The sequence below is a fragment of the Deltaproteobacteria bacterium genome, from assembly GCA_026388545.1.
In the GTDB taxonomy this organism is placed as follows: Bacteria; Desulfobacterota; Syntrophia; order Syntrophales; family UBA2185; genus JAPLJS01.
On sequence record JAPLJS010000128.1, the window covers coordinates 1 to 20,502 of the forward strand.

Below are 20,502 nucleotides of genomic sequence, written 5' to 3' on the forward strand. Positions count from 1 at the left end.
GGCCGTCAAATCGAGCTCGTCGGAGGCGCGCCGCTGAGTGATAGAGAACCGCATTGAAAGCAATCGTTCATTCATGAGTTGCCGGATAACCTCTTGCAAATTGACCTTTGCCGAAGATTGAGTTTGGGCCAACCCGCCAGCCTCGAAACACTATATAATGGTGCAAGACGCTTTGTCTGCACAGTCCCCGAACCGGCCTCCATGTTGCTTCTCGGCCTTGGGTTACTCGGAATAGGGATCGTTTCGAGAAAGAAATAACAATTTAAATCAATAGGATTGAAAGTTTAAAAGCCCGCTGGTTAATGATCAGCGGGCTTTTTTATTTATTACGAAATAAAACCAGAGACGGGGTTAGAAAACCCCGTCTATCGATAGGCGGTACATTCTTGTGCCGCCGTAAGTGCATAACTTTCATGCCTTCGTGGTGTCCCACAGGGGCATGAGGATAATTACGAAAATACTCAGCCTGCCAGCATAAGGAAATTCACAGCCGGAATAACAAAACAATTTCCTGGATATTCCTCGACACTCTCTGCCCTGTTGACGATCTGGTAGAAAGGGATACCCAGTTTATCACTGTAATACCTCCCGTTTTTACTGATTTCCCTGCTGCCCTCCTTAGCTTCGATAAGACAGATGGGGCTATCGTCCTTTACCATGACAAAATCCACTTCCCTCTTTTCGCGGTCACGGATATACCTGATTTCGTAATCTCCAAGACCTTTTTCCGTTAACCGGGCTGCCATTCTGATCAGACTTACTGCAATTAGATTTTCGAAGCGATTCCCCTCGTCGGTCAGGAGAGACCAGTCGTAAAAGTATAATTTAGGCTCTTTTTTTATTGCCCTGGTGATCTTTCTGTGCCAGGGACGCAGCGTAAAAACGAGATAGAGGGCGCTCAGGATATCTATCCATCGCGCTATTGTCCTCTGGTTATATGCCAAATCATCACTAAGCGATTTGATACTTAGCGGCGAACCAACTTTCGTAGGCAGCACCTCTATCAGCACTTCAACTCCCCTTATATCCTGGATCTGTGAGAGATCTCTGACCTCTTCTCTGGCAATCAAAGTTTTGTAATCTTTCTGCCATCGACGGTGAAACTCTTCTTCACCCCTCAGAAATGGTTCCGGAAAGCCGCCGAATTTCCTCAGCAGCACTAAACCTTCGGCAGCCTGTTTCAGTTTCGCGTCTCTTACAATTTTGGCTAATTTACCGCCATTGGCAAATACTTCACCATCGTTGAGAATACGCGAAAAATCACCAACTGCTTCCGGGAGACCTAGTGGAAACATCCGGTATGAAAAATACCTTCCCAATAAGGAGTCTCCTGGTCGCTGATAAGTGTCGAACCGTCCTGAACCGGTAACAAGAAGTTGCATCCTCTCTTTGTTGGTATCAAAAAAACCTTTTAGAATGTTTCGCCAGTGCTTATTTTTATGAATCTCATCAAAGACCATCGGAACGGGATCTTTATTGAATCTTTCCTCCACGATATTCTTAAACCATAACGGATTTCTCTTATACTCCAAGAGAACTGACGGATCGTCCCAATTAAAGTAGGTCTCCTTTGTGCCGGAAGATTTCAACCACATCTGGGCGAACGTGGTTTTACCAACCTGCCTCGGACCTGTCAAAAAAATCATCTTTCCCGCAGTCATTCGGGGATCAAATATATAAGTACCTACCATTCTTTCCATGCTGACAATTGTGCATAGATGAGCATAAATGTCAAGACATTTGTGTATATGCTGTACAATATTAAATCGGAGACATCCATGATAAGAAATGTCAAGAGGAAAACGGAGATTTCCCTTGAGCTTTCCGGATGCCACCGGTGGCTTTTTGTAACGCCCTTTCAGCCGTCCAATCTTTTTGTTCTTTCCAATGGGTCAGCCTGTCGAACAGGTGATCAGGCGACCAGACATCCATTTGCGGTATCAGATCTCAAATGCCACAGTGGCATTTTGGTATCCCGGCTAATTGGGTCTCCATGAACTGGCACATAACGATATTCGCGGTCTTTTCGAGACCTTATGGATTCCGGATTCCGCCGGAATGACGTGAGGAGTGTGTTTTTCAAAGGTCCCATATTGGGAATGATGAAGCAGGTGAAACAGGGGAGACGCCTGTCCTACGGACAGAATGTAGGTTCAAGGTTAAAGGGGCAAGGGGCAAGTAAAACATTCTGGTTTCCTGATTGTGTCGGGCATAATGACAGGAAGTATCATTGCAGGCGAAACCATCGGCAGCGGTTTGATGAGTAAGATTCTCCATGACTGTGATTTGAGTATTAACGAATTCACGCGACTATTATAATATAACGCGTTTGGAAATCCGGAGAGAAAGATAAGTGCATGACATCCCCGGAATATCCCATATCTCATACTATCCGGTGAGCCATTGGATAAAATGGCAGGGTGTGAGAAAATTTACCCTGCACCCTTCGATGTCCATTTCTTCGTCCAGTGTCAGATTCAAAAGGGCAAACCGCTCCGGCCTGTAGGCGTCGATGAAACTTCTTGCAGATCTGCCGAGTTTCGGGTGGCGCAAAGCCGTGCTTTTAACCTCCACCGCCACTATTTTACCAGCGTTTTCAATGACGAAGTCAATCTCCGCGCCCCCTTTGCTACGCCAGAATTTTATGTCCGCTGTGATCGGGACGGCCTTGGAGATTTCCGTGAAAGCCCAGTTTTCGAAAAGCGCTCCCCGGTCCGCTCTCATTGGACTTGCAGGTGAAAAAAGATTCAGCAGTTGGTTTCGAATACCGTTGTCAATGAAAAATACTTTCGGAGCCCGTGTTATTTCCCGGCGCCTGCCGCCGGCGAAGGGTGAAAGGACTTTGATGATATGGCTTTCCTCCATGATTTCAATGTAATTCCCGATACTCCCCACATCTACTCCGCAGATGGCCGCAAGTTCCGACAGATTCACAATCTGGCCAATCTGTCCTGCCAGAAGGGTCAGCAATCTTCGAAAGGCATCGATCCGCTTGATGCGAAACAGGTCTGACGCGTCCCGCAGGATAAGGGATTCAACCAGATCATTGAGAAGGTTAATTTTCTCGCCGGGTTCCTGGATCAGGTACACAGCGGGGTAGCTGCCGTAAATGAGCTGATGGTTAAGTATCTGCTCTGACTCGTATCGCCGTGAAATGTCACTCGCGGGTTGCCGATAACTCAGCAGTTCTCCCATACTAAAGGGAAGCAGCTTTCTCCTTGTGGCCCTGCCTGCCAGGGATTCCCTTGTTTTGCTTCTCAGGTGAAAGGATGACGAACCGGTAATCCAGAGCGACATGTCCAATCTGGCATCAACCAGGCCCTTCACAAAGAGGCCTGCTTCTGCCATGTGTTGCACTTCATCAATAAAAACGGCTTTTATAAAGGGGTAGGTTTCACGAATATGGGCAGTGAATTCAACGGCGGAGGCACAGCCGACCCGTAGCAGGGGATCCTCCATATTGAGGAAAAGGATGTGCGGGGCCAATGGCTTCAGCGTATTCCAGACAAACGTGGATTTGCCTGCCTGACGGGGGCCGACAACCAGAAAAGCCCGGTTTGTCACGATGGAGGGCATGTCCACTTTCCGGGGAACGTAGGGCGATGGCAAGAATCGTCCGATGTATTCCTCTGCCCGCTGAGGCTGCTCCAACCACGGATTCATGTGGCGTATTCTCTGTTTAACTTCAATACTTATCATCGGAAACCTCTGAATTCCTGAAAAAGACTCTTGTTTTCATTCCGGGGCTTCCCGGCGGCGCTTTTCTTCGAATGTACTCAGGGCGGAAACGAAAAGATTTCAAACTGCAATCCTGATTAACATGTCTTTATTGGAATGTCAATCAATATTAGCCAGGCTATTATCAGTCATCAGGGACGTAGTCATCAGGAAATCCGGGAACGTAATACAATTTCCTGACCGTTATATTCCTTAAAATAGTATTGCGTCCCCGGAATTACCATTATTATAAACCCTCATGCCTTGGAAGTCGCCTGAAGAATTTTCTTGCATAAAATTCATAAATGAGATACATTTTTCGAAAGTGAGATACAGGAGGTGTATCTATGCCCATTAGTCTAAGGATAGCGTCGGACAAGGAAAAGATAATAAAGGAACAGGCGAAACTATCAGGCAAGACAAAAACGAAGTTTATCCTGGAAGCCATTGATGATAAATTGGGTCTGTCCGGGGATCGCGAACAATTCATCCGAAGTTTCGCAGGTTGGCTTACCTCTGATGAAGCAGATGAATTACGGCGCTCTCTGGATGTTTTCGAGAAGGTCAATGAGGAAGATTGGAAATGAGGCTCGTTCTCGATACAAACATCTACACGGATTATGCCCAGGGCTTACCGGATGTCGTAGAGATGATGGCGATCCATGGCACACAGCTATTTATCCCCTCTGTCGTCCTCGGAGAGTTGCATTATGGCTTTATGAAGGGGGGTAAGAAGCAACTCAACGAAGGGAAACTGCATCAATTTATTACGCATTTGCACGTCAACATTATCGATGTCAATGACGAGGTGGCCCGGAAATACGCCACCATCATGTTGTCTCTCATCAAAAAAGGAACAAAAATCCCCATCAATGACGTATGGATTGCCGCATCCTGTATGAACGTCGGCGGAACGCTCTTTACACGGGACAGGCATTTTGACGCCATTGACCAACTGGACAAGATAGTCCCTTGATACATCATCCTCCTGCACAAAGCGTGAGTAAATCTGTCCCCTCTTCCACTGTTTTTTTCACTTGACAATCGTGGTGCGTTCACTATTATAAAATAGCAAATTTTAAATATTTATAAATTATATAATACACTAAAACAGGAGAGGTGTGTAAAATGTCCCTCGTTAAAGTAAAACAGAATTACCAGATCACGATTCCAAACAGCTTACGCAAGGATTTGAAAATCGCCATCGGGGATTTCCTGGAAGGTGAAATACAGAACGGCGAGCTGATTTTAAAGCCCGTGAAGCTGGTACACCCAGACCAGGCATACTTTTATACCGAAGAGTGGCAGAAGGGTGAGGTTCAAGCCGACAGAGACATCGCCAGGGGGGATGTGGTCGGTCCTTTTGATAACCTTGCAGACAGCCTCAATGCCTTGAAAAAAGCCGAACGATGAAGCTGCTCTTCACTAAAAACTTTGTCCGGGACTACCACACACTTCCACAGGAGATACAAATGCAGACCGATAAGCAGTTAGGTCTGCTTTTATCCAATCCCCGGCACCCATGACGTTTTAAAGAATCCATGAGCGAAAGAGAAATAGCGAAATCGGGTGACATAATACCATTTATCATTTCTTTTTCTTGGTAATGCGGGAGGCTCATTTTAAGAGATATTTAAATTTTTCCACTGTTAAATTAGCATCTCTGATAATGCTTGCTAAGACTTTTGGGTGGAGAATCTTTCCAGCATGGTGAGAGTTATCGATTCTGCTTGCGGAATTTCTTCACCGCTTTCAATTCTGTCTTCTATGTGAAATCGAATAGCATCCTTTATACTTTCTAAAATCTCTTCATACGTATCTCCCTGTGTGTAGCAACCCTGAAGTTCAGGGCAAAGGGCAAAATATCCATCGCTATCCCTTTCGATTACAACTGAAAACTTATATACACTCATTATTTTCCCCCCTGCATTACTTTCTGTTCATATTGTAAGTATTGGGTTTCAGCTATATGAGGCTTTCCTATTTGTATGTGCAGTATAGGAGAAGGCACTCTTGTGTGTCAATGTGTCAAGACAAATGAACTACCCCGTAGCAAGCTACGGGGTCTGGAGTTTGGACATTTCAAATTCCCCCCCTTTTCTAAAGGTTGATCCCCAGTTCCCCCCTTTTCTAAAGGGGGGTCAGGGGGGATTTTAAATGTTCATGGATTCTTTCAACTACTCCATCAATGTTTTTGAGCACGTCTATGTCGGAAAAGCGCAGCACGGCAAATCCAAGCATCTGAAGATATCGATCCCTTGCCCGATCTTTCTTCATCCCATCATTCTCATAATGTTGCCCACCACCTATCTCCACGATGAGTTTTCCCTTTGGGCAGTAAAAGTCCACGATGTAATGACCGATATTTTTCTGCCGGTAGAATTGTAAATCGCCTATCTGCTTCCTCCTGATCTTCGACCAGATAAGCTGTTCGGCATCGGTCATGTTGCTTCTTAAATTCCGGGCGAATGGTTTGAGTTTCTTCTTGAAGGGCAGCATAAAAAATCCCCCTCAATCCCCCTTTACGAAAGGGGGACCTGGAGTTTGGGCAATCCCCCTTTACGAAAGGGGGACCTGGAGTTTGGGCAATCCCCTTTTACGAAAGGGGACTTGATGTTATTCCCCTTTTAAAAAAGGGGGACTTGGCATTTCAAGAAGTTCATCCCCCCTTTAAAAAAAGGGGGAATTCTTAAAAGTATTGAATCGAAAAAAAACGTCCGTGCATAGTCTCAAATATCTTAATGTCCAATTTAAAATCTTTGTATAAGGACACTGAAGGGAAATACGGGGACATCCATGATAAGAAATGTCAAGGGGAAAACGGAGATTTCCCTTGACCATCCCGGATGTCCCAGGAATATCCCCGGAATATCACCCATCATTTCTCTATAATGTGAAGATGGAGTGATAATTTTCTTAAAACTTCTTTTATGAGCATCACATAATCGTCATTGATTCTTCCAAAGATAATCTCTGCTACCGCTTCTTTGTAGGTATGTGATGTATCGTTTCTTCGATCGGTCATTTCCAGGCATTTATTAGTCTCTTCCTCTGTCAGTAATCCGGTTGACAGTAATGACCGGAAACAGGCTTTTGGTGAATTGACATGAATACCTTCGTGTTCCTTAAGATATTCTTTAACAAATTTCCACAGGGCCTCAAATGTGTATTCAAATCTCTGGATTGTTGCATCTCTGACAATCATTGAAAACGGTTCTTTCGCTATTTCTTCAAGAGTAGTCAAAGCACGCATTGCATCCTTATGCTTTAATCTTAAACGTTCCATGCAACGGCATCCTTCATTATTTCTTTTTTAAAATCATCTGATACTTCATTTAAATTGACGAGTTCTATATGGTAGGGAATATTCGAATTCTCTATTATTTCCCGCCAGAAGGCTATTTCTACGGCGTCTATTTGATCATTGGGTAATATACCAATATCGACATCGGAAGACGCGAAATTATCTCCACGGGCACGAGACCCATACAGGTATATCCCGATGTTCCTGTTTTTCGCAAGATTCTGTAATAATTCTTTTAATTCAGTAAGATATTTATTTTCCATATTCTTTATTATAACGTATCGTATTCAAGCAGATTTCCGTTTAAATTACAATAAAGAAATGTATTTAAGACAGGTGAAATCCGAGGACATAATACCTTACTGAATCGCCCCGGAATATCCCATGTTTAAGAATGGAATTCGAATTACTACCCTGACATTATTGAGGACTTACGTTGACCCGAGAATTCTCCAAAGTTCGCTTCACGGAGAGGGAGGGATTCCGTTTTCTATTGTGGCGTTACTATTGATGGCGCCGATATTGTTTTTTCTGAGGAAGTCAGAAAATACAAAGGATCAAGGGACAGAATATAGGGGCAAGGGGATAGGTTCAAGGGGCGAGGATAAAGGTTCAAGGGAAAAAGTTCAAGCTAAAAAGGGATTTTGCATTATCGCTCGGTGACTTCTACTATTGGGCATCATTAATGGTTATGAGGTATTTTTTCATCCGTCGTATGAATCTCTTTGAATCTTTCACTATCTTCTCTGCTGTTTCCTTTTCGATCATAACTTTTGCAGTATAATCGCTTTCTTCCCTTTTTTGTCTTACATAATTGAATATCTTCCCATATTCTATTTCGAGAATTCTGGTTTTAATGAAATGCTGGTTGAATGCCGCTTCCACCCCGGCATGCTTTGATCGCTCCAGTTTTTTTGTGAGCAGTACGGCTGCGGACTTTAATAAGCTCTCTGGTTTTTTCGTCCAAATCTCGATTCCATCTCTGCGGATGTTCTTATAGAAGGGGTCTTTGTTGATTCGGTACCATTCGTAGGTGCTTTCATCCATCACAATTGGTGAGAACACCACGTTGTTTTTCAATGCAATCTCATAGGCAGACATACCTATCTCGTCTTTCAATTTCGCATATTTGTCTGAGATAACGATGAGGATATCTACATCGGAATCTTTGTCGTTTTCTCCTCGTGCAACGGATCCAAACACTACAGCCTTCAAGACAACCGTACCATACAGCTTCTTCAAAAGTTTCGTATATTCTTCTATCGCTTTATTCTGCTTTTTTTTCATATGTAGCCATAACTCCTAATTGGAGGCTATAGAAATCAGCCCTAATTGTCAAGGAACAATGTGCAAGGAACAAGGAGGAAATCCGGTGACATAATACCATTTATCATTTCTGTTTCTTCCGCGGCCTCCCCGGCTTGCCACACATTACATTCTTTCCCGCTATCTTCGAAAGTGCAGTAATAAAAACCTCATCACCCGCAGGTCGTCCCGTTCTTGTAGCCATACGGAGAGTATCCACCTCTTTGTCATCACCGCCGCTGAGAAATTCCCGCCAGTTTCCTGCCAACGTCGGCAGTGTCTTCTCCTTCACCAGTGGATCAACAGCGCACACGCCCGAGTGAAAACCTGCACTCGACCAGGGGTACTCCCATGCATGGTCCACCATACCGGCACGCACAGGATTCAGCTCCACATAGCGCGCCGCCGCCATCAGGCGCCTCTCATCCACAGAATATAGGGGCAAGGGGATAGGTTCAAGGTTCAAGAGACAAGGGGGCAGCGAAATATGATAGCTATTGCTTGACACAATTATAATAAATATGTAAGATGTATACATGCAATATGAGCGGATAATTCATAAGCAACTGAAAAATCGTATCGATACGCCGGAGATTGTTGTAGTAACCGGTATGCGTCGTGTAGGCAAAACGACGGCGCTCCAAATGATATTCGATGAGATCCCTGGCAAAAACAAGGTGTTCATTGACATCGAAAATCCCATTGACCAGCGGATATTTGAAGAGAAGGACTACAACAACATCTGGGCAAATCTTCAGGTCTATGGCATATCAAATAGAGAAAAATCATATATTTTTCTTGATGAAATCCAGGCAATGCCCGCCATTGTCAAAGCCGTCAAGTACCTGCAAGACCACTATAACGTGAAATTTTTTCTTACCGGCTCAAGCAGCTTTTATCTTAAAAACCTTTTTCCGGAAAGTCTGGCTGGGAGAAAAATCATTTTTGATCTTTATCCCCTTGATTTTGAAGAATTTCTTATTTTCAAGAATCACGCAAAGGAATTTCATGAATCATTAACCGACAAGGACAACTATAAGAATCCCGTTACCTTTGAGAAAACCAGGAAACTCTATGAAGAATATCTGGAATACGGAGGATTTCCGCAGGTTGTTCTGACCGAAGATCGCCACGATAAGATCGCCCAACTGAACGATATATTCAAATCCTATTTTGAAAAAGACGTCCGACTGATATCGGATTTCAAACAGATCAGACACTTTCGCGATCTGTTACTGCTGCTATTACAGAGAACGGGCTCCAAACTGGACATATCGAAGCTTGCATCCGAAGTTGGCATCTCGCGTGAAACCGTTTATGCATATCTCGCCTTTCTGGAGGGAACGTACTTTATTAACCTTCTGACGCCCTTTACCCGCAATCCCGACAGGGAAGTCAGCGGCACGAAGAAAGTCTATCTGTGTGATAACGGGTTTCTCCGCCACTTCGGCCGAGTCAGCAATGGCGCTCTTCTGGAAAACGCAGTCTATCTTAATTTGAGGAAATACGGCAAAATCCAATATTACCAAAGACGCTCCGGACGGGAAATAGATTTTATTCTTGCCGACCGTACAGTTGGCCTCGAAGTAAAAAGAACGGGTACAGAAGATGATTACCGACGGCTTACATCGCTGAGTAAATCACTGGGCTTACAAGAGCAATACATTATTACGCAAGAGTTCAAGGATATACGGGGATTTATCCCTGCTCTGGAACTGTAGAGCAAGGGGATAGGGGCGAGGGGCGAGGTTCAAGGGGCTCTGAAGAACTTCTTGACTCCGATTACTATTGTGGATAGAATTATCAGTAACGTTGATCTTAAATGGAGAGCTTTGCACAACTGCAATGCAACCCTCTTTCGTCATTCCGCACTTGATGCAGAATCCATTCATTTCGCATAGTTCTGGATTCCGGCTTCCGCCGGAATGACGTGAGGAGTGTGTTTTTCAAGGGTCTCTGAGGATTATTGAGTAGGTCATGCCATGAATGCAAAGATCACTATACCGAGGGATCGAATCGCACAGTTCTGTCTCCAGAACCGCATTCGTAAGCTTGCATTGTTCGGCTCGGTGTTGAGAGAAGATTTCCAACCTGACAGTGATGTTGATGTCCTGGTGGAGTTCTATCCAGAGTATGTTCCTGGTCTGTCGTTTTTCCGCATGCAGCGCGAATTGTCGCAGATTTTGGGGCGGAAGGTGGACATGAACACCCCACAGGACCTAAGCCAATACTATCGGGATAAGGTATTGACCGAAGCAGAGGTGTTTTATGACGCGGCATGATTTACTTGTCCGCGTTCGGCATATGTTGGACAATGCCCGTGAGGCCGTAGAGATGACCGTCGGGCTTTGCCGCACCGACCTTGACAATAACCGGCAACTGAACCTGGCGTTGACGCGTCTGCTGGAGATTGTGGGCGAGGCGGCCGCACGAGTGCACGATGATTTCCGGCAGCAGCACCCGGAGATTCCATGGCGCGATATCGCGGATCTCCGTAACCGTCTGATACACGGCTACGATAGCGTAAATTTTGACATTCTTTGGACAATCCTTCGGGAGGATATGCCACCACTAATTGCAAGGTTGGAAGAGATCCTGAAGGAAAAATAACACGTTGTGCCCACGATAGCGTAAGCCTTAAATTCCTCGTTAAAGTAATTCCCCATATCAAATACCGAAAAAGGTTCAAGGGACAAAAAATATAGGGGCAAGTGACAAGGTGAAAGGGTAATATTAATGATGGATGAAGATACTGTTGTAAAAAAAGGTGTTGAGGTACTGATCAAAGAGTTAGGTCCTGTAGATACTGTAAGATTTATTAATCTCTCTAAAGAAAAGAGGTTTGAAAGCATTAAGCGCCATCGACTTTGGCAAAATTCTTTGAATAAAGAAGCATTTCTTAACGACCTTTTTGGCTCCAAATAATCAATAACCTAGAAAATTTTCATAATAACCTTTTTCTGTCCCTGAAATCACCCCTAATCCTCCTTTTTCAAAGAGCGATTTTAAATCTGTATTTGCAATTACATTGGGAATAATGAAGCAGGTGCGCAAATCATAGGTTCAAGGGGAAAGGGACGAGGGGAAAGCTGAAAAAAACGGGACAGTGCCCTGACATCGAATCATTAAACGATATATATTGACATATATCACATGGCCTGATAAAATCATATTATGGCTGTATGACATGACAAGAATTTACGACGAGGTCACGAAATGAAGAGTACGAGAACCATCATTACGATTTCGGAACAGGAAAAAAGATGGCTGGCCGCATACAGCGGGCTCCACGGAGTTTCCCTGGCGGAGGCCATCCGCAGGGGCATCGCCTGCCTGAAGGCGGCGGAAGGTGATACCTCATATCGGAAACTCGTGCAGAACACCGGGGGAATCTGGAATCGGGGCGACGCCCTGCGCTACCAGGAAGAGATCCGCTCGGAGTGGGAAAAACCTTCATGTTAGAGAAATTGCTCGATTCCGTCATCCTCATCGACCACCTCAACGGCGTCCCACGGGCGACTGAATTTCTTCTTGCGCTAGATCCGGCGAAGACGGCCATCTCGGTGATCAGCTATGCCGAGATTCTGACGGGTCTGGATAAGGACGGGGAGCGGAAGGCCGTGCCTCTGCTCAGCAGTTTCGAGATACTGGGGATCGATGCCGCCGTGGCCGAGAAAGCCGCCGCGCTCCGGCGGCAGTACGGATGGAAGCTGCCCGACGCCTTTCAGGCCGCCATTGCCATACTCCACGGCGTCAAGTTGTGCACCCGCAACACCAAAGACTTCAATCCGCAGAAACACCCCTTCGTCGAAATCCCCTATCTTCTTTAAATGAAAAAGATTTTTCCCTTGGGTCGAAATGACACATAGACGCGGTCGAAATGACATAATGGACAAGGAATAAGGTTCAAGGGGCGGGAAATTCCCCCGGAATTCCCCCCCATGCCTCCATGCTTTTGCACAAAAAAGTGTGGAGGCATACAGCAATTAAGTGTACACTTCAGAATGAATGGGGGTAAATGATATGGAAATAAACGTCAAAGAAGCCAGAAATAGGCTCAGTTCGCTTCTGGATCGCGTGGAGGAAGGCGCCGAAGTTATTCTCTTGCGCAGGGGTAAGGAGGTGGCCCGGCTTGTTCCTCCTTCAGGAACGGGAAGACGGCTACCCAGCCTGCGTGATTTCCGATTATCTATCAAGACCCGGAGCAGCCCCTTGAGCGAGACCGTTATCCAGGGTAGACAGGAAGAGCGTTACGGCCGCTGAACAACTTGCTGTTGACGTACTTCTGCTGGAGCCTTGATGGCAAAAGTCTCGCTTTACAATGCAATGATTTTGTTGTAGTTACCCCGCTGAGATTTTATGAAAGTAAATAAATCCCCCCTCACCCCCCTTTATCAAAGTGGGGATTAACCTATGACCTATGAAAGGAATTTATAATGACGCAACAAGAACAATTAGTTTCCATCTCTCCCAATGGTGAATCGTTTCCCCTTCCCCGGGAACAGGACTATAAGATGGAATTCGAACGCCTCAGTAAGCTTGCCCAGGAACAAAAAGCAGTTGGGCGCGAAGTTGTTGTCGTAATGGGATTGGGATTTGTGGGAGCAGTCATGGCAGGCGTTGTCGCCGATACCGTTGATCGTTCTACGGGAAAACCTTCAAAGTTTGTCATCGGGATGCAGCGTCCTTCAACGCGATCCTTCTGGAAGATTCCTTATATTAACCGTGGTTTTGCACCCGTAGAATCGGAAGATCCGGAAGTTGCCCCGTTAATTCATCGTTGCGTGAATGAAAAGAAGACGTTAGTGGCTACTTTCACTTATGACGTCCTTTCCCTTGCCGATGTCGTGGTAGTTGATGTTCAGTGCGATTACAACAAAGAAACCTTAGGCGATATGCGATGCGGGGAGGCGGATATTGCCGCCCTCGAGGATAGCCTCAGAGTTATCGGCGAAAGAATACAACCGGATTGCATGGTTCTCATTGAAACAACGGTCCCCCCGGGTACAACGGAATATATTGCTTACCCTATCATGAAAAAGGCCTTTGAAAAGCGGGGAATCCTTGATCGTGACCCCCTCCTGGCTCATTCCTTTGAACGGGTCATGCCTGGACGACACTATGTGTCCTCGATACGGGATTTCTGGAGGGTCTGCAGCGGTATCAATGAAGAAGCGCGGAAACGCGTCACGGCATTCCTGTCCGATGTGTTGAATGTTGAAAAGTATCCCCTCACGGTTTTAGACAGGCCGATTGAGAGTGAAACCTGCAAGATCGTGGAGAATTCCTATCGCGCCACGATCCTGGCGTATCTCCACGAGTGGAGTATTTTCGCGGAAAGGAATGGGGTGGATCTTATCAAGGTGCTGGAAGCCATCCGCGTGCGACCCACCCACTCGAATATCATCTTTCCGGGACCGGGGATCGGGGGCTACTGCCTTCCCAAGGATGGCGGTCTTGGCGTATGGTCCTACCACACCCTGATGGGCTTTGAAGACGACATTTTTAAAATAACACCGGCAGCTATCAATATAAACGATACAAGGTCACTTCATGCCGTGCAACTGGTGAGGGACGCATTGCGGAATATGGGAAAGATCGTGGCTGCCTGCAAGATTGCCGTTCTCGGGGCGTCTTACCGGGAGGATGTTGGGGATACCCGCTACAGTGGATCCGAAATCCTGGTCCGCAAGCTGACAGAGATGGGGGCCGATGTTGCGGTTCATGATCCCTACGTGAAACACTGGTGGGAGTTTGAAAAGCAGGAAAGTTATCCGGCGCCCGGTCATTCGAAATCCCGCTTCTTCCGCAACCAGGAAAGGCTTACCGAACTGCGCATCGATGAGGATATTTCTGATACTCTGAACAAGGCAGACGCCGTTGTGCTCGCGGTACGGCACGAGGCATATCTGCGTTTAACACCGGACAGTATTGTAGAAATGACGGGGCGGCCAGCGGCTGTGGTGGATTGTTTTGGGATCTTAGATGACGCCAGGATCAGGCGATTTTTTGAGCTTGGCTGTGAGGTAAAAGGATTGGGCCGCGGTCATGTGAAGAGAATAAAAGACGAGGTTCAAGGAATGAAAAAATAGGTTCAAGGGGCAAGGATAAAAAATAGGTGCGAGGTTAAAGGGGCAAAGTGCAAGGTGCAAGGTGCAAGGTGCAAGTGAAATATTAACTATTTGAGTGCTTTCGCCAGTATGATGCCGAGAACCAGCCACACGGGGATGGAAATCAGGAGAGCCCAGACGGCCCCCTTGATATTCTTCAATCTCCCTCGCAGGCTCCGCTCAAGAAGGGCTCTTTCAATCTTCATTCTGATTTCATCAATGTTGAAGGGCTTCGTGATATAATCCCTGGCCCCTTTCTTAATAGCTTCCATGGCAGATTCTACGGAGGGATGGCCGGTAATCATGATGAATATTGCGTCCGGATCTACTTTCCTGATTTCATTGAGCAGCTCCATTCCATCCATCGGCCGCATAACGAGATCCGACAGTATGATATCGAAATGCCCTCCACTGTATATCTGCAGGGCCTCCTGACCGTTTACGGCGCATGTCACCCTATAACCAATGTCGTTGAGATACTCTGTAAGGATTTCCCGTATGTTTTCCTCATCATCAACAACTAACACCCTCTTTTTTCTGTTTTTGAAATTGGCCATAGAGTTTCCTTTGAAAAATCCCCCTCACTCCCCCTTTAGAAAAGGGGGAGTTTAAACGGGTTAGATAAATTATACACCTTTCTTATACACTTGCCCTACCGGCAGATTATCATTAGATAAGGGCAGCTGAAAGTTGCCGGCTACTATACCAGGGACTGTAATATCTTCATCAAGCGACTCCCAGCGAAGCGCAAAGCCATTTAATCGAATGGTTACTTCTTTTAGTTTTTCTTCAGAAGCATTCGCTAATATTTTGAATCGATTTGCGGGAAAACCGATGATACGCCCATCTGTTAATTCAATATAAATCATTCTTTTTTCAACCCATGCGCGAATAGCTGCTGGCTCAGTTATTTCTTTTTCAATTGCCAAAATATTCATAATACTTATCCTTCAGGAATTTATTATGCTCAAAAATTAGCTTTTCAATTTCTCAAGATAGTTGGCATAAAGTAAATATGCCCAACTACCGCTTAGTTGTCAATAATATCTTTTAGTAATTGTATGCGAAGCCCTTTCCTTTAACGGCCGGCGGAGTTAAGGCTCCTCGCAATGTCTTGATCCGTGAGTATCTTCGGAAGAGGGGAAAACCATTTTGTGGAAAAGAACCAGTCCCATGATGATTCCTGTTAAATTACATATCACATCTGTGAGCTGGGAATGCCGCGTGGGGATATACACCTGCAGGAGTTCAATCGCAAGGCTGAGCCCTAAACCGATCATGGCTGTCGTCAGATATAGGGTACTTTTCCTGAACTGTTTCATTTTGCCCAGGAAAGCAGCACCGAAGAAACCGAAGGGTATAAACCAGATAATATTAATCGTGATATCCTGCAGAGACGATCTATCCCAACGGAAATCATGCCATGGGGGCGACAATACGATCCGTCGAAAAGGCGTAAATACCTCAGGGATTAAAAGTTGGTTGCCGGTATCCATGTGATTATTTACAATTGCTCCCTTTCGTTCATTGAACAGATACAACGCTGTACACCCATTTTCTCTTGGTGTTGAAGGATATCCTTTATCCATCCATTCCCGGTAACTCTTCAACACCCGGGAAGACGTTAACGTCTGATTATAAATGGCAAGGCCTGATAAATATCCGGTCCAGTAACCTTCACCGGTCGGTGAGTTGCCGAGCATTAATCGAAATGGAATTCCTGCAAATCCGGAAAGCACATTGTAACCGGGGTTAGCTCGAACAAGCTTTCCATTCAAATAAATTGACGTTCCTCCCGCCCCCGATGTGATCGTCAGAAATTGATCGTTGTCTTTGGAAAGGGCGTCGCGGAGGCCGATTTCTCCGTAGTCTCTGCGTTTGACCGGTTTTTGAAATTTGTTCTGAATAATTTGTATTCTGCTCCAAATAACCAGATGAGATTTCCACTGACCTAAAAATAAAAGGTCCGGTTCTTGTCCATCATAGAGAGATACTATTCGGCCAATACCGACATCGCTGAGTTTAGCCGGGGGGTGCACCCAGAGTTCTATGGTGATTGATTTGTTTTGAAACGGCGATTTCTGTGGATCATCCCAGAGGATGGGGCTCACGATCATGGACTGGCCGTAGAAATTGACGCCATTCCTGTCGCCGAGCCACGCAACCTTATTTACAGGGTGAAATTCAAAAGGCCAGAGTCCCGCTATGAGCGTTATTGTACATATAGCAAAAATAATGACCCCAAAAAATGCGGTGCTTTTCTTATGGAATAACCTGCACGTAAATTTGCTTATTATTTGGAATACCATAGGAACAACCTGATAGTATATATCATACCATCGGAGAAATGTGGACTTAAAATAGGGACAGCAGAGCCCATTTATTTTACTGAATATGACGCTAAATCAATGGGATATGCAGAAATAAATGCACTGTCCCTATTTTTCTACTTTTCCTTGACACGCAGGCGTCTTGTTTCTATAGTAATCCCCATGCCCCCATGAGGGGCGCCACGAATCATGAAACTTGTCCCCGCGAAGGCGGGGAACCATGAAAGACCTTATAAAATCATTGGAAAACAAACACTTGAATACTTGAATCCTTGAATCCTTTTTGCAACTAAATGGGAGAAGAATCTTAATTAATCATGGTTAAGCGTCTGAAAAATCTATCCTCTGCTGAGAGCAAACTGGCGCTCCGGGATTTTCAATTAACCCTGCTGAAACAGATCAGTGAGCTTTCCGTTTTGCCTGTCGATATGGATCGTCTTTTGAACCTTATGATGGAACTCGTTCTTCAGATGATGCAGGTGGAATCCGGTTCACTTATCCTCACCGATCGCAATACGGGAAACCTGTCCTTTCGGGTTGCACACGGGCCGAAGGCTGATGCAATCAGACAATTTCAACTCAAGCCCGGTGAGGGAATCGCCGGGTGGGTCGTTGAAACCGGGCAACTCCTTCTTGTCAATGATGTTACGAAAGATCTTCGCTGGTACAGGGATCTGAGTTTAAAGATTGATTACAAGACCACCGACATCCTCTGTGTGCCTCTACGCATCAAGGAAAAGACCCTGGGCGCGCTGGAACTGATCAACCGGCATAAGGAGTACCCGTTTACCGAGGAAGATCTTGAAGTTGCCAAGGTTTTGGCTAACAATCTGGCAATTGTGCTTGAAAATTTCAACCTCTTCGAAATCGCCGATCGCAAGATTTCAGAGCTCCATTCCATTTCCGAGGTGACAAAAAATATAAACTCTGTATTGGAAATTGACCCGCTTCTCAAGATTATCATGGACCTCGCCACAGATATTATGAAAGCTGAGGCGAGTTCTGTACTGCTTCTGAATCTGGACACGCAGGAGCTTGTCTTTCGCCTGGCTCTGGGGGACAAAGGTCAGCAAGTGAAGCAGATAACCTTGAAGTTAGATGCGGGTGTGGCCGGTTGGGTTGCCCGGCATGGGGAGCCGCTCATCATAAACGATGTGGCACAGGATCCCCGTTTCAATCCGGATGTTGACAAGAGAACAGGATTTAAAACACGTGCCATCATCTGTCTACCGCTTAAACTAAAAGATCAGATAATCGGGGTAATAGAGGTAATTAACCGACGCGACGGAAACCCCTTTAACCAGGATGATCTCAATCTTCTGTCCATCTTTGCCGACCACGCGGCAATCTCCATCGACAAAGCCCGTCTTCACGAGAATATTAAACGCCAGGAGTGTATCCGGGCAAGTTACGAACGTTACTTTTCGCCGCAGATCGTCAACGAAATTCTCCACACCGCACCAGGCGTCCATTTGGGCGGGCAACGCAGAGAAGTAAGTATTCTTTTTGCCGATCTGCGCAACTTCAGCGGGTTTGCCGAACACCACAATCCCGAAGTGGTCGTTGAGTTCCTGAACGAAATTTTCAAGGAACTGGTGGATGTTATATTTCAGTACCAGGGAACTCTGGACAAGTTTTTAGGTGACGGCCTGATGGCCTTCTTCGGCGCACCGCTGGATCAACCCGATCATGCCAACCGCGCTATCAACGCGGCGTTAAAAATGCAGGAACAGATGCGAGCTATTAATGCCCGGCGTCAGGCCCGTGGCCAGGGTGTGTTGGACATGGGAATCGGCATCAATACCGGGGAAGCGATTGTTGGAAATATCGGATCAGAAAAAAGGATGGAGTACACAGCCATCGGCAGTGTTATTAACATCGCATTCCACTTGCAGGAAATTTCGCGGGGTGGATACCAGACACTGGTCACGGAAAATACTTATAACCGTCTTGGGGACATCCCGCCGGATCTGGAATTCAAAAAATACGTCAATGAACAACTGTCCTATGGCTTGTCACCCTATTATGAAGTCATTCACCGCACGGTTCATTGAGAATCTGAGCAAATTTCTCAAAGCTTTCCTATGAGTTAAAGGGAAATATCAACTGATATTCACATCTTATTTAACTGCTGCTGTCCCCGCGCCGTTGCTACAAATCGAATCTCGTCAGCGCCGCTTAGCTCCTGCGCAACCAAACCCTTCGCCATCAGCAGTGAGAGTGTCTCCTCAAAGTCCTTTTGTGACATTTCCGCATCTCTCGCAAGGTCTTTTAAAGTTCGATGCACGTCCTTCTCATTGGCCAGCACCCGCAAGATTTTAAGCTGGTTTTCGATTTTCTTTTTTTCAGGGCTTTGCCTCGGAACAGCAGGACCCGTGCGCTCATTTTCTCTATTCGATTGATCCCCTGCCGGATGGATTTCCCGTTCATTCTGTCCCGTTCCTTTTAATCGGCTGCTATGGATTCGCTCAAGAAATCTCGTTGAAAAAAGCGCAAAAAATATACATAAACCGCTCAGGATAAACAGTTTCAATGGTTTTATTTGCGCGGCATCGAGCAGATCGCTCGAGCATAGATTCAGGAACAACGGCACCGTCATTGCCGTGATAATCCCGACAAAGGTATGCTTAAGAATCACACCCAGGAACGGTTGGTCATCCCCTTCTCTGAAAAGGGAGCTTGCCATACCGCCTAATGCTCCGGATATGATCATGATCCCAATAAGGAGTATCATGTAGCTGGCTGTTGTGATTTCTAACATTTATCTCGCTAAAAAAACACCCACACTTCGAGTGATCCCTTTGAAGCGCTGGGATAATACCGTCCCCAGTTTTTAATATTGATAGTAAATTTTCTTTTGCCATATGAACCGGCAATAAAATCATTCAGATGCCTTTGCAGGAGCTGCGCCGCTTCTTTATCCTCATCGTGAAAATACCGTATTTCCCGGCTCCTATGGTGAACCATTTCGGTATTAGCGAAGAGATAGCCTTTACTCTTTAAAAAATCAGAAAGGACCTCCGCTGCTTTTCCATCTTTTTCCCTGGGATAATGGATATACACTTTAATTCTGTCGAGAGAAATATCACTTTGCATGCCCTGGACAGCTGTATTTTTGCCTTGAGGTGTGATTGAAGATTTACTGTCTGTCAGGGGTTTTTCAACAGTGGGGTCCGTCTTGACGGTTAGAGCGTTCAGCGTGGTTCCGATCTTCTGCAATTCCTGCATGGTCTCGTCTGATTTCTTTAGAAACACTTCCGCACTCAAATACTTCTTCTCATTCATGTTCACCAGGTTAATAATCACCGCTGCGACACCAAAACCAATCAGGAAAGCAGCAATAAATGTCAGGATAATATGCTTCTTATGAATATATTCAGCGGATTTCGTGGGAGCTTTGACTAATATAAGCGTTTGTTACCCGTTGGCGGGGCGCCTTCATCATTGTCCCCCTCTGGAGGGACACTCTCCTCATTGTCCCCCTCTGGAGGGGGTGTAGGGGGAGGTTCCATCAACCTCTATAACTAAACGAAGCTCTTTACACATGAAGTCGGCAATGAAATCCAATACCGGCCTTTGCCTTCGGAATTGATACCCTTTCATTTGTCTGGCCCGCAAGACATATTTCCATAAACATGCCTCTCCCTTGGTCATCTCTTTGCGAAGCTTATTGGCAAAAGGTTGTAAGCGTTTGTTGTAGCTGCATAAATTATTTTTATCAGCTTCCATACCTCCC

General features: G+C 45.7%; 27 protein-coding genes. 13 read left to right on the forward strand and 14 right to left on the reverse strand.

Annotated elements, in window-relative coordinates; translation table 11 throughout:
• Positions 1-461: 461 nt before the first annotated feature.
• Together NTW12_15825 and NTW12_15830 are read right to left on the reverse strand one after the other, a co-directional pair.
• Positions 462-1,691, reverse strand: coding sequence for an ATP-binding protein (locus NTW12_15825; GenBank protein ID MCX5847798.1), 1,230 nt, complete (start codon positions 1,689-1,691; stop codon positions 462-464).
• A 697-nt stretch (positions 1,692-2,388) separates the two neighbouring features.
• On the reverse strand, positions 2,389-3,699 hold the full coding sequence (locus tag NTW12_15830; GenBank protein ID MCX5847799.1) for an ATP-binding protein: 1,311 nt from the start codon (positions 3,697-3,699) through the stop codon (positions 2,389-2,391).
• Between the two features lie 365 nt (positions 3,700-4,064).
• Between NTW12_15830 and NTW12_15835 the strand changes: the two genes are divergently transcribed.
• The 3 genes from NTW12_15835 (at position 4,065) to NTW12_15845 (ending at position 5,130) form a co-directional block, all read left to right on the forward strand.
• Positions 4,065-4,304, forward strand: coding sequence for a DUF1778 domain-containing protein (locus tag NTW12_15835; GenBank protein ID MCX5847800.1), 240 nt, complete (start codon positions 4,065-4,067; stop codon positions 4,302-4,304).
• Complete coding sequence (locus NTW12_15840; GenBank protein MCX5847801.1) at positions 4,301-4,693, forward strand: type II toxin-antitoxin system VapC family toxin; 393 nt, start codon at positions 4,301-4,303, stop codon at positions 4,691-4,693. The genes NTW12_15835 and NTW12_15840 overlap by 4 nt, the downstream gene beginning before the upstream one ends.
• 152 nt (positions 4,694-4,845) lie before the next feature.
• The gene (locus NTW12_15845) at positions 4,846-5,130 is read left to right on the forward strand and encodes an AbrB/MazE/SpoVT family DNA-binding domain-containing protein (protein ID MCX5847802.1); all 285 of its coding nucleotides are present in this window, start codon (positions 4,846-4,848) and stop codon (positions 5,128-5,130) included.
• A 263-nt stretch (positions 5,131-5,393) separates the two neighbouring features.
• Here NTW12_15845 and NTW12_15850 read toward each other — a convergent pair whose 3' ends face one another.
• The 4 genes from NTW12_15850 to NTW12_15865 form a co-directional block, all read right to left on the reverse strand.
• Entirely contained in the window at positions 5,394-5,630 is a 237-nt protein-coding gene (locus tag NTW12_15850) for a type II toxin-antitoxin system HicB family antitoxin (GenBank protein MCX5847803.1), read from the reverse strand.
• A 217-nt stretch (positions 5,631-5,847) separates the two neighbouring features.
• On the reverse strand, positions 5,848-6,216 hold the full coding sequence (locus tag NTW12_15855; protein ID MCX5847804.1) for an endonuclease domain-containing protein: 369 nt from the start codon (positions 6,214-6,216) through the stop codon (positions 5,848-5,850).
• 379 nt (positions 6,217-6,595) lie between these two features.
• Positions 6,596-7,003 carry an HI0074 family nucleotidyltransferase substrate-binding subunit gene (locus NTW12_15860; GenBank protein ID MCX5847805.1) on the reverse strand — a complete coding sequence of 136 codons (408 nt, stop codon included), beginning with the start codon at positions 7,001-7,003 and terminating at the stop codon, positions 6,596-6,598.
• Positions 6,991-7,284 (reverse strand): nucleotidyltransferase domain-containing protein, encoded by a 294-nt coding sequence (locus NTW12_15865; protein ID MCX5847806.1) that lies wholly within the window; start codon positions 7,282-7,284, stop codon positions 6,991-6,993. The genes NTW12_15860 and NTW12_15865 overlap by 13 nt, the downstream gene beginning before the upstream one ends.
• A 121-nt stretch (positions 7,285-7,405) precedes the next feature.
• Between NTW12_15865 and NTW12_15870 the strand changes: the two genes are divergently transcribed.
• On the forward strand, positions 7,406-7,684 hold the full coding sequence (locus NTW12_15870; protein ID MCX5847807.1) for a hypothetical protein: 279 nt from the start codon (positions 7,406-7,408) through the stop codon (positions 7,682-7,684).
• A gap of 6 nt (positions 7,685-7,690) precedes the next feature.
• Here NTW12_15870 and NTW12_15875 read toward each other — a convergent pair whose 3' ends face one another.
• Together NTW12_15875 and NTW12_15880 are read right to left on the reverse strand one after the other, a co-directional pair.
• Positions 7,691-8,308, reverse strand: a complete 618-nt coding sequence (locus NTW12_15875) for a nucleotidyltransferase domain-containing protein (GenBank protein MCX5847808.1) — start codon at positions 8,306-8,308, stop codon at positions 7,691-7,693.
• Positions 8,309-8,411: 103 nt separating this feature from the next.
• Positions 8,412-8,738 carry a hypothetical protein gene (locus NTW12_15880; GenBank protein ID MCX5847809.1) on the reverse strand — a complete coding sequence of 109 codons (327 nt, stop codon included), beginning with the start codon at positions 8,736-8,738 and terminating at the stop codon, positions 8,412-8,414.
• A 124-nt stretch (positions 8,739-8,862) separates the two neighbouring features.
• On the opposite strand from NTW12_15880, the gene NTW12_15885 reads away from it, so the two are divergent.
• From NTW12_15885 to NTW12_15920, 8 genes are all read left to right on the forward strand, one after another.
• Complete coding sequence (locus tag NTW12_15885) at positions 8,863-10,047, forward strand: ATP-binding protein (protein MCX5847810.1); 1,185 nt, start codon at positions 8,863-8,865, stop codon at positions 10,045-10,047.
• 261 nt (positions 10,048-10,308) lie between these two features.
• Entirely contained in the window at positions 10,309-10,608 is a 300-nt protein-coding gene (locus NTW12_15890) for a nucleotidyltransferase family protein (protein ID MCX5847811.1), read from the forward strand.
• Positions 10,595-10,936, forward strand: a complete 342-nt coding sequence (locus tag NTW12_15895) for a DUF86 domain-containing protein (GenBank protein MCX5847812.1) — start codon at positions 10,595-10,597, stop codon at positions 10,934-10,936. Before NTW12_15890 ends, NTW12_15895 begins: the two co-directional genes overlap by 14 nt.
• A gap of 126 nt (positions 10,937-11,062) precedes the next feature.
• Complete coding sequence (locus NTW12_15900) at positions 11,063-11,251, forward strand: hypothetical protein (protein ID MCX5847813.1); 189 nt, start codon at positions 11,063-11,065, stop codon at positions 11,249-11,251.
• Between the two features lie 291 nt (positions 11,252-11,542).
• Positions 11,543-11,788 (forward strand): hypothetical protein, encoded by a 246-nt coding sequence (locus NTW12_15905; GenBank protein MCX5847814.1) that lies wholly within the window; start codon positions 11,543-11,545, stop codon positions 11,786-11,788.
• On the forward strand, positions 11,782-12,156 hold the full coding sequence (locus tag NTW12_15910; protein ID MCX5847815.1) for a PIN domain-containing protein: 375 nt from the start codon (positions 11,782-11,784) through the stop codon (positions 12,154-12,156). Before NTW12_15905 ends, NTW12_15910 begins: the two co-directional genes overlap by 7 nt.
• A gap of 193 nt (positions 12,157-12,349) precedes the next feature.
• Positions 12,350-12,589, forward strand: coding sequence for a type II toxin-antitoxin system prevent-host-death family antitoxin (locus NTW12_15915; GenBank protein MCX5847816.1), 240 nt, complete (start codon positions 12,350-12,352; stop codon positions 12,587-12,589).
• 173 nt (positions 12,590-12,762) lie between these two features.
• On the forward strand, positions 12,763-14,418 hold the full coding sequence (locus NTW12_15920) for a GDP-mannose dehydrogenase (protein ID MCX5847817.1): 1,656 nt from the start codon (positions 12,763-12,765) through the stop codon (positions 14,416-14,418).
• 86 nt (positions 14,419-14,504) lie between these two features.
• Here the strand turns inward: NTW12_15920 and NTW12_15925 are convergent, their stop codons facing one another.
• The 3 genes from NTW12_15925 to NTW12_15935 all read right to left on the reverse strand — a co-directional run bounded on the left by NTW12_15925 (position 14,505) and on the right by NTW12_15935 (position 16,745).
• Positions 14,505-14,993, reverse strand: a complete 489-nt coding sequence (locus NTW12_15925) for a response regulator (GenBank protein ID MCX5847818.1) — start codon at positions 14,991-14,993, stop codon at positions 14,505-14,507.
• 69 nt (positions 14,994-15,062) lie between these two features.
• Positions 15,063-15,374, reverse strand: a complete 312-nt coding sequence (locus NTW12_15930) for a DUF2442 domain-containing protein (protein MCX5847819.1) — start codon at positions 15,372-15,374, stop codon at positions 15,063-15,065.
• A gap of 156 nt (positions 15,375-15,530) precedes the next feature.
• Complete coding sequence (locus NTW12_15935; GenBank protein MCX5847820.1) at positions 15,531-16,745, reverse strand: VanZ family protein; 1,215 nt, start codon at positions 16,743-16,745, stop codon at positions 15,531-15,533.
• A 338-nt stretch (positions 16,746-17,083) separates the two neighbouring features.
• Between NTW12_15935 and NTW12_15940 the strand changes: the two genes are divergently transcribed.
• Positions 17,084-18,820 carry a GAF domain-containing protein gene (locus tag NTW12_15940; protein ID MCX5847821.1) on the forward strand — a complete coding sequence of 579 codons (1,737 nt, stop codon included), beginning with the start codon at positions 17,084-17,086 and terminating at the stop codon, positions 18,818-18,820.
• Positions 18,821-18,879: 59 nt separating this feature from the next.
• On the opposite strand, the gene NTW12_15945 is transcribed toward NTW12_15940, so the two are convergent.
• From NTW12_15945 to NTW12_15955, 3 genes are all read right to left on the reverse strand, one after another.
• The gene (locus NTW12_15945; protein MCX5847822.1) at positions 18,880-19,527 is read right to left on the reverse strand and encodes a hypothetical protein; all 648 of its coding nucleotides are present in this window, start codon (positions 19,525-19,527) and stop codon (positions 18,880-18,882) included.
• Between the two features lie 8 nt (positions 19,528-19,535).
• Positions 19,536-20,051 (reverse strand): hypothetical protein, encoded by a 516-nt coding sequence (locus NTW12_15950; protein MCX5847823.1) that lies wholly within the window; start codon positions 20,049-20,051, stop codon positions 19,536-19,538.
• A gap of 186 nt (positions 20,052-20,237) precedes the next feature.
• Positions 20,238-20,502 (reverse strand): DUF559 domain-containing protein (locus NTW12_15955; GenBank protein MCX5847824.1); only part of this gene is annotated, 265 nt, incomplete at its 5' end.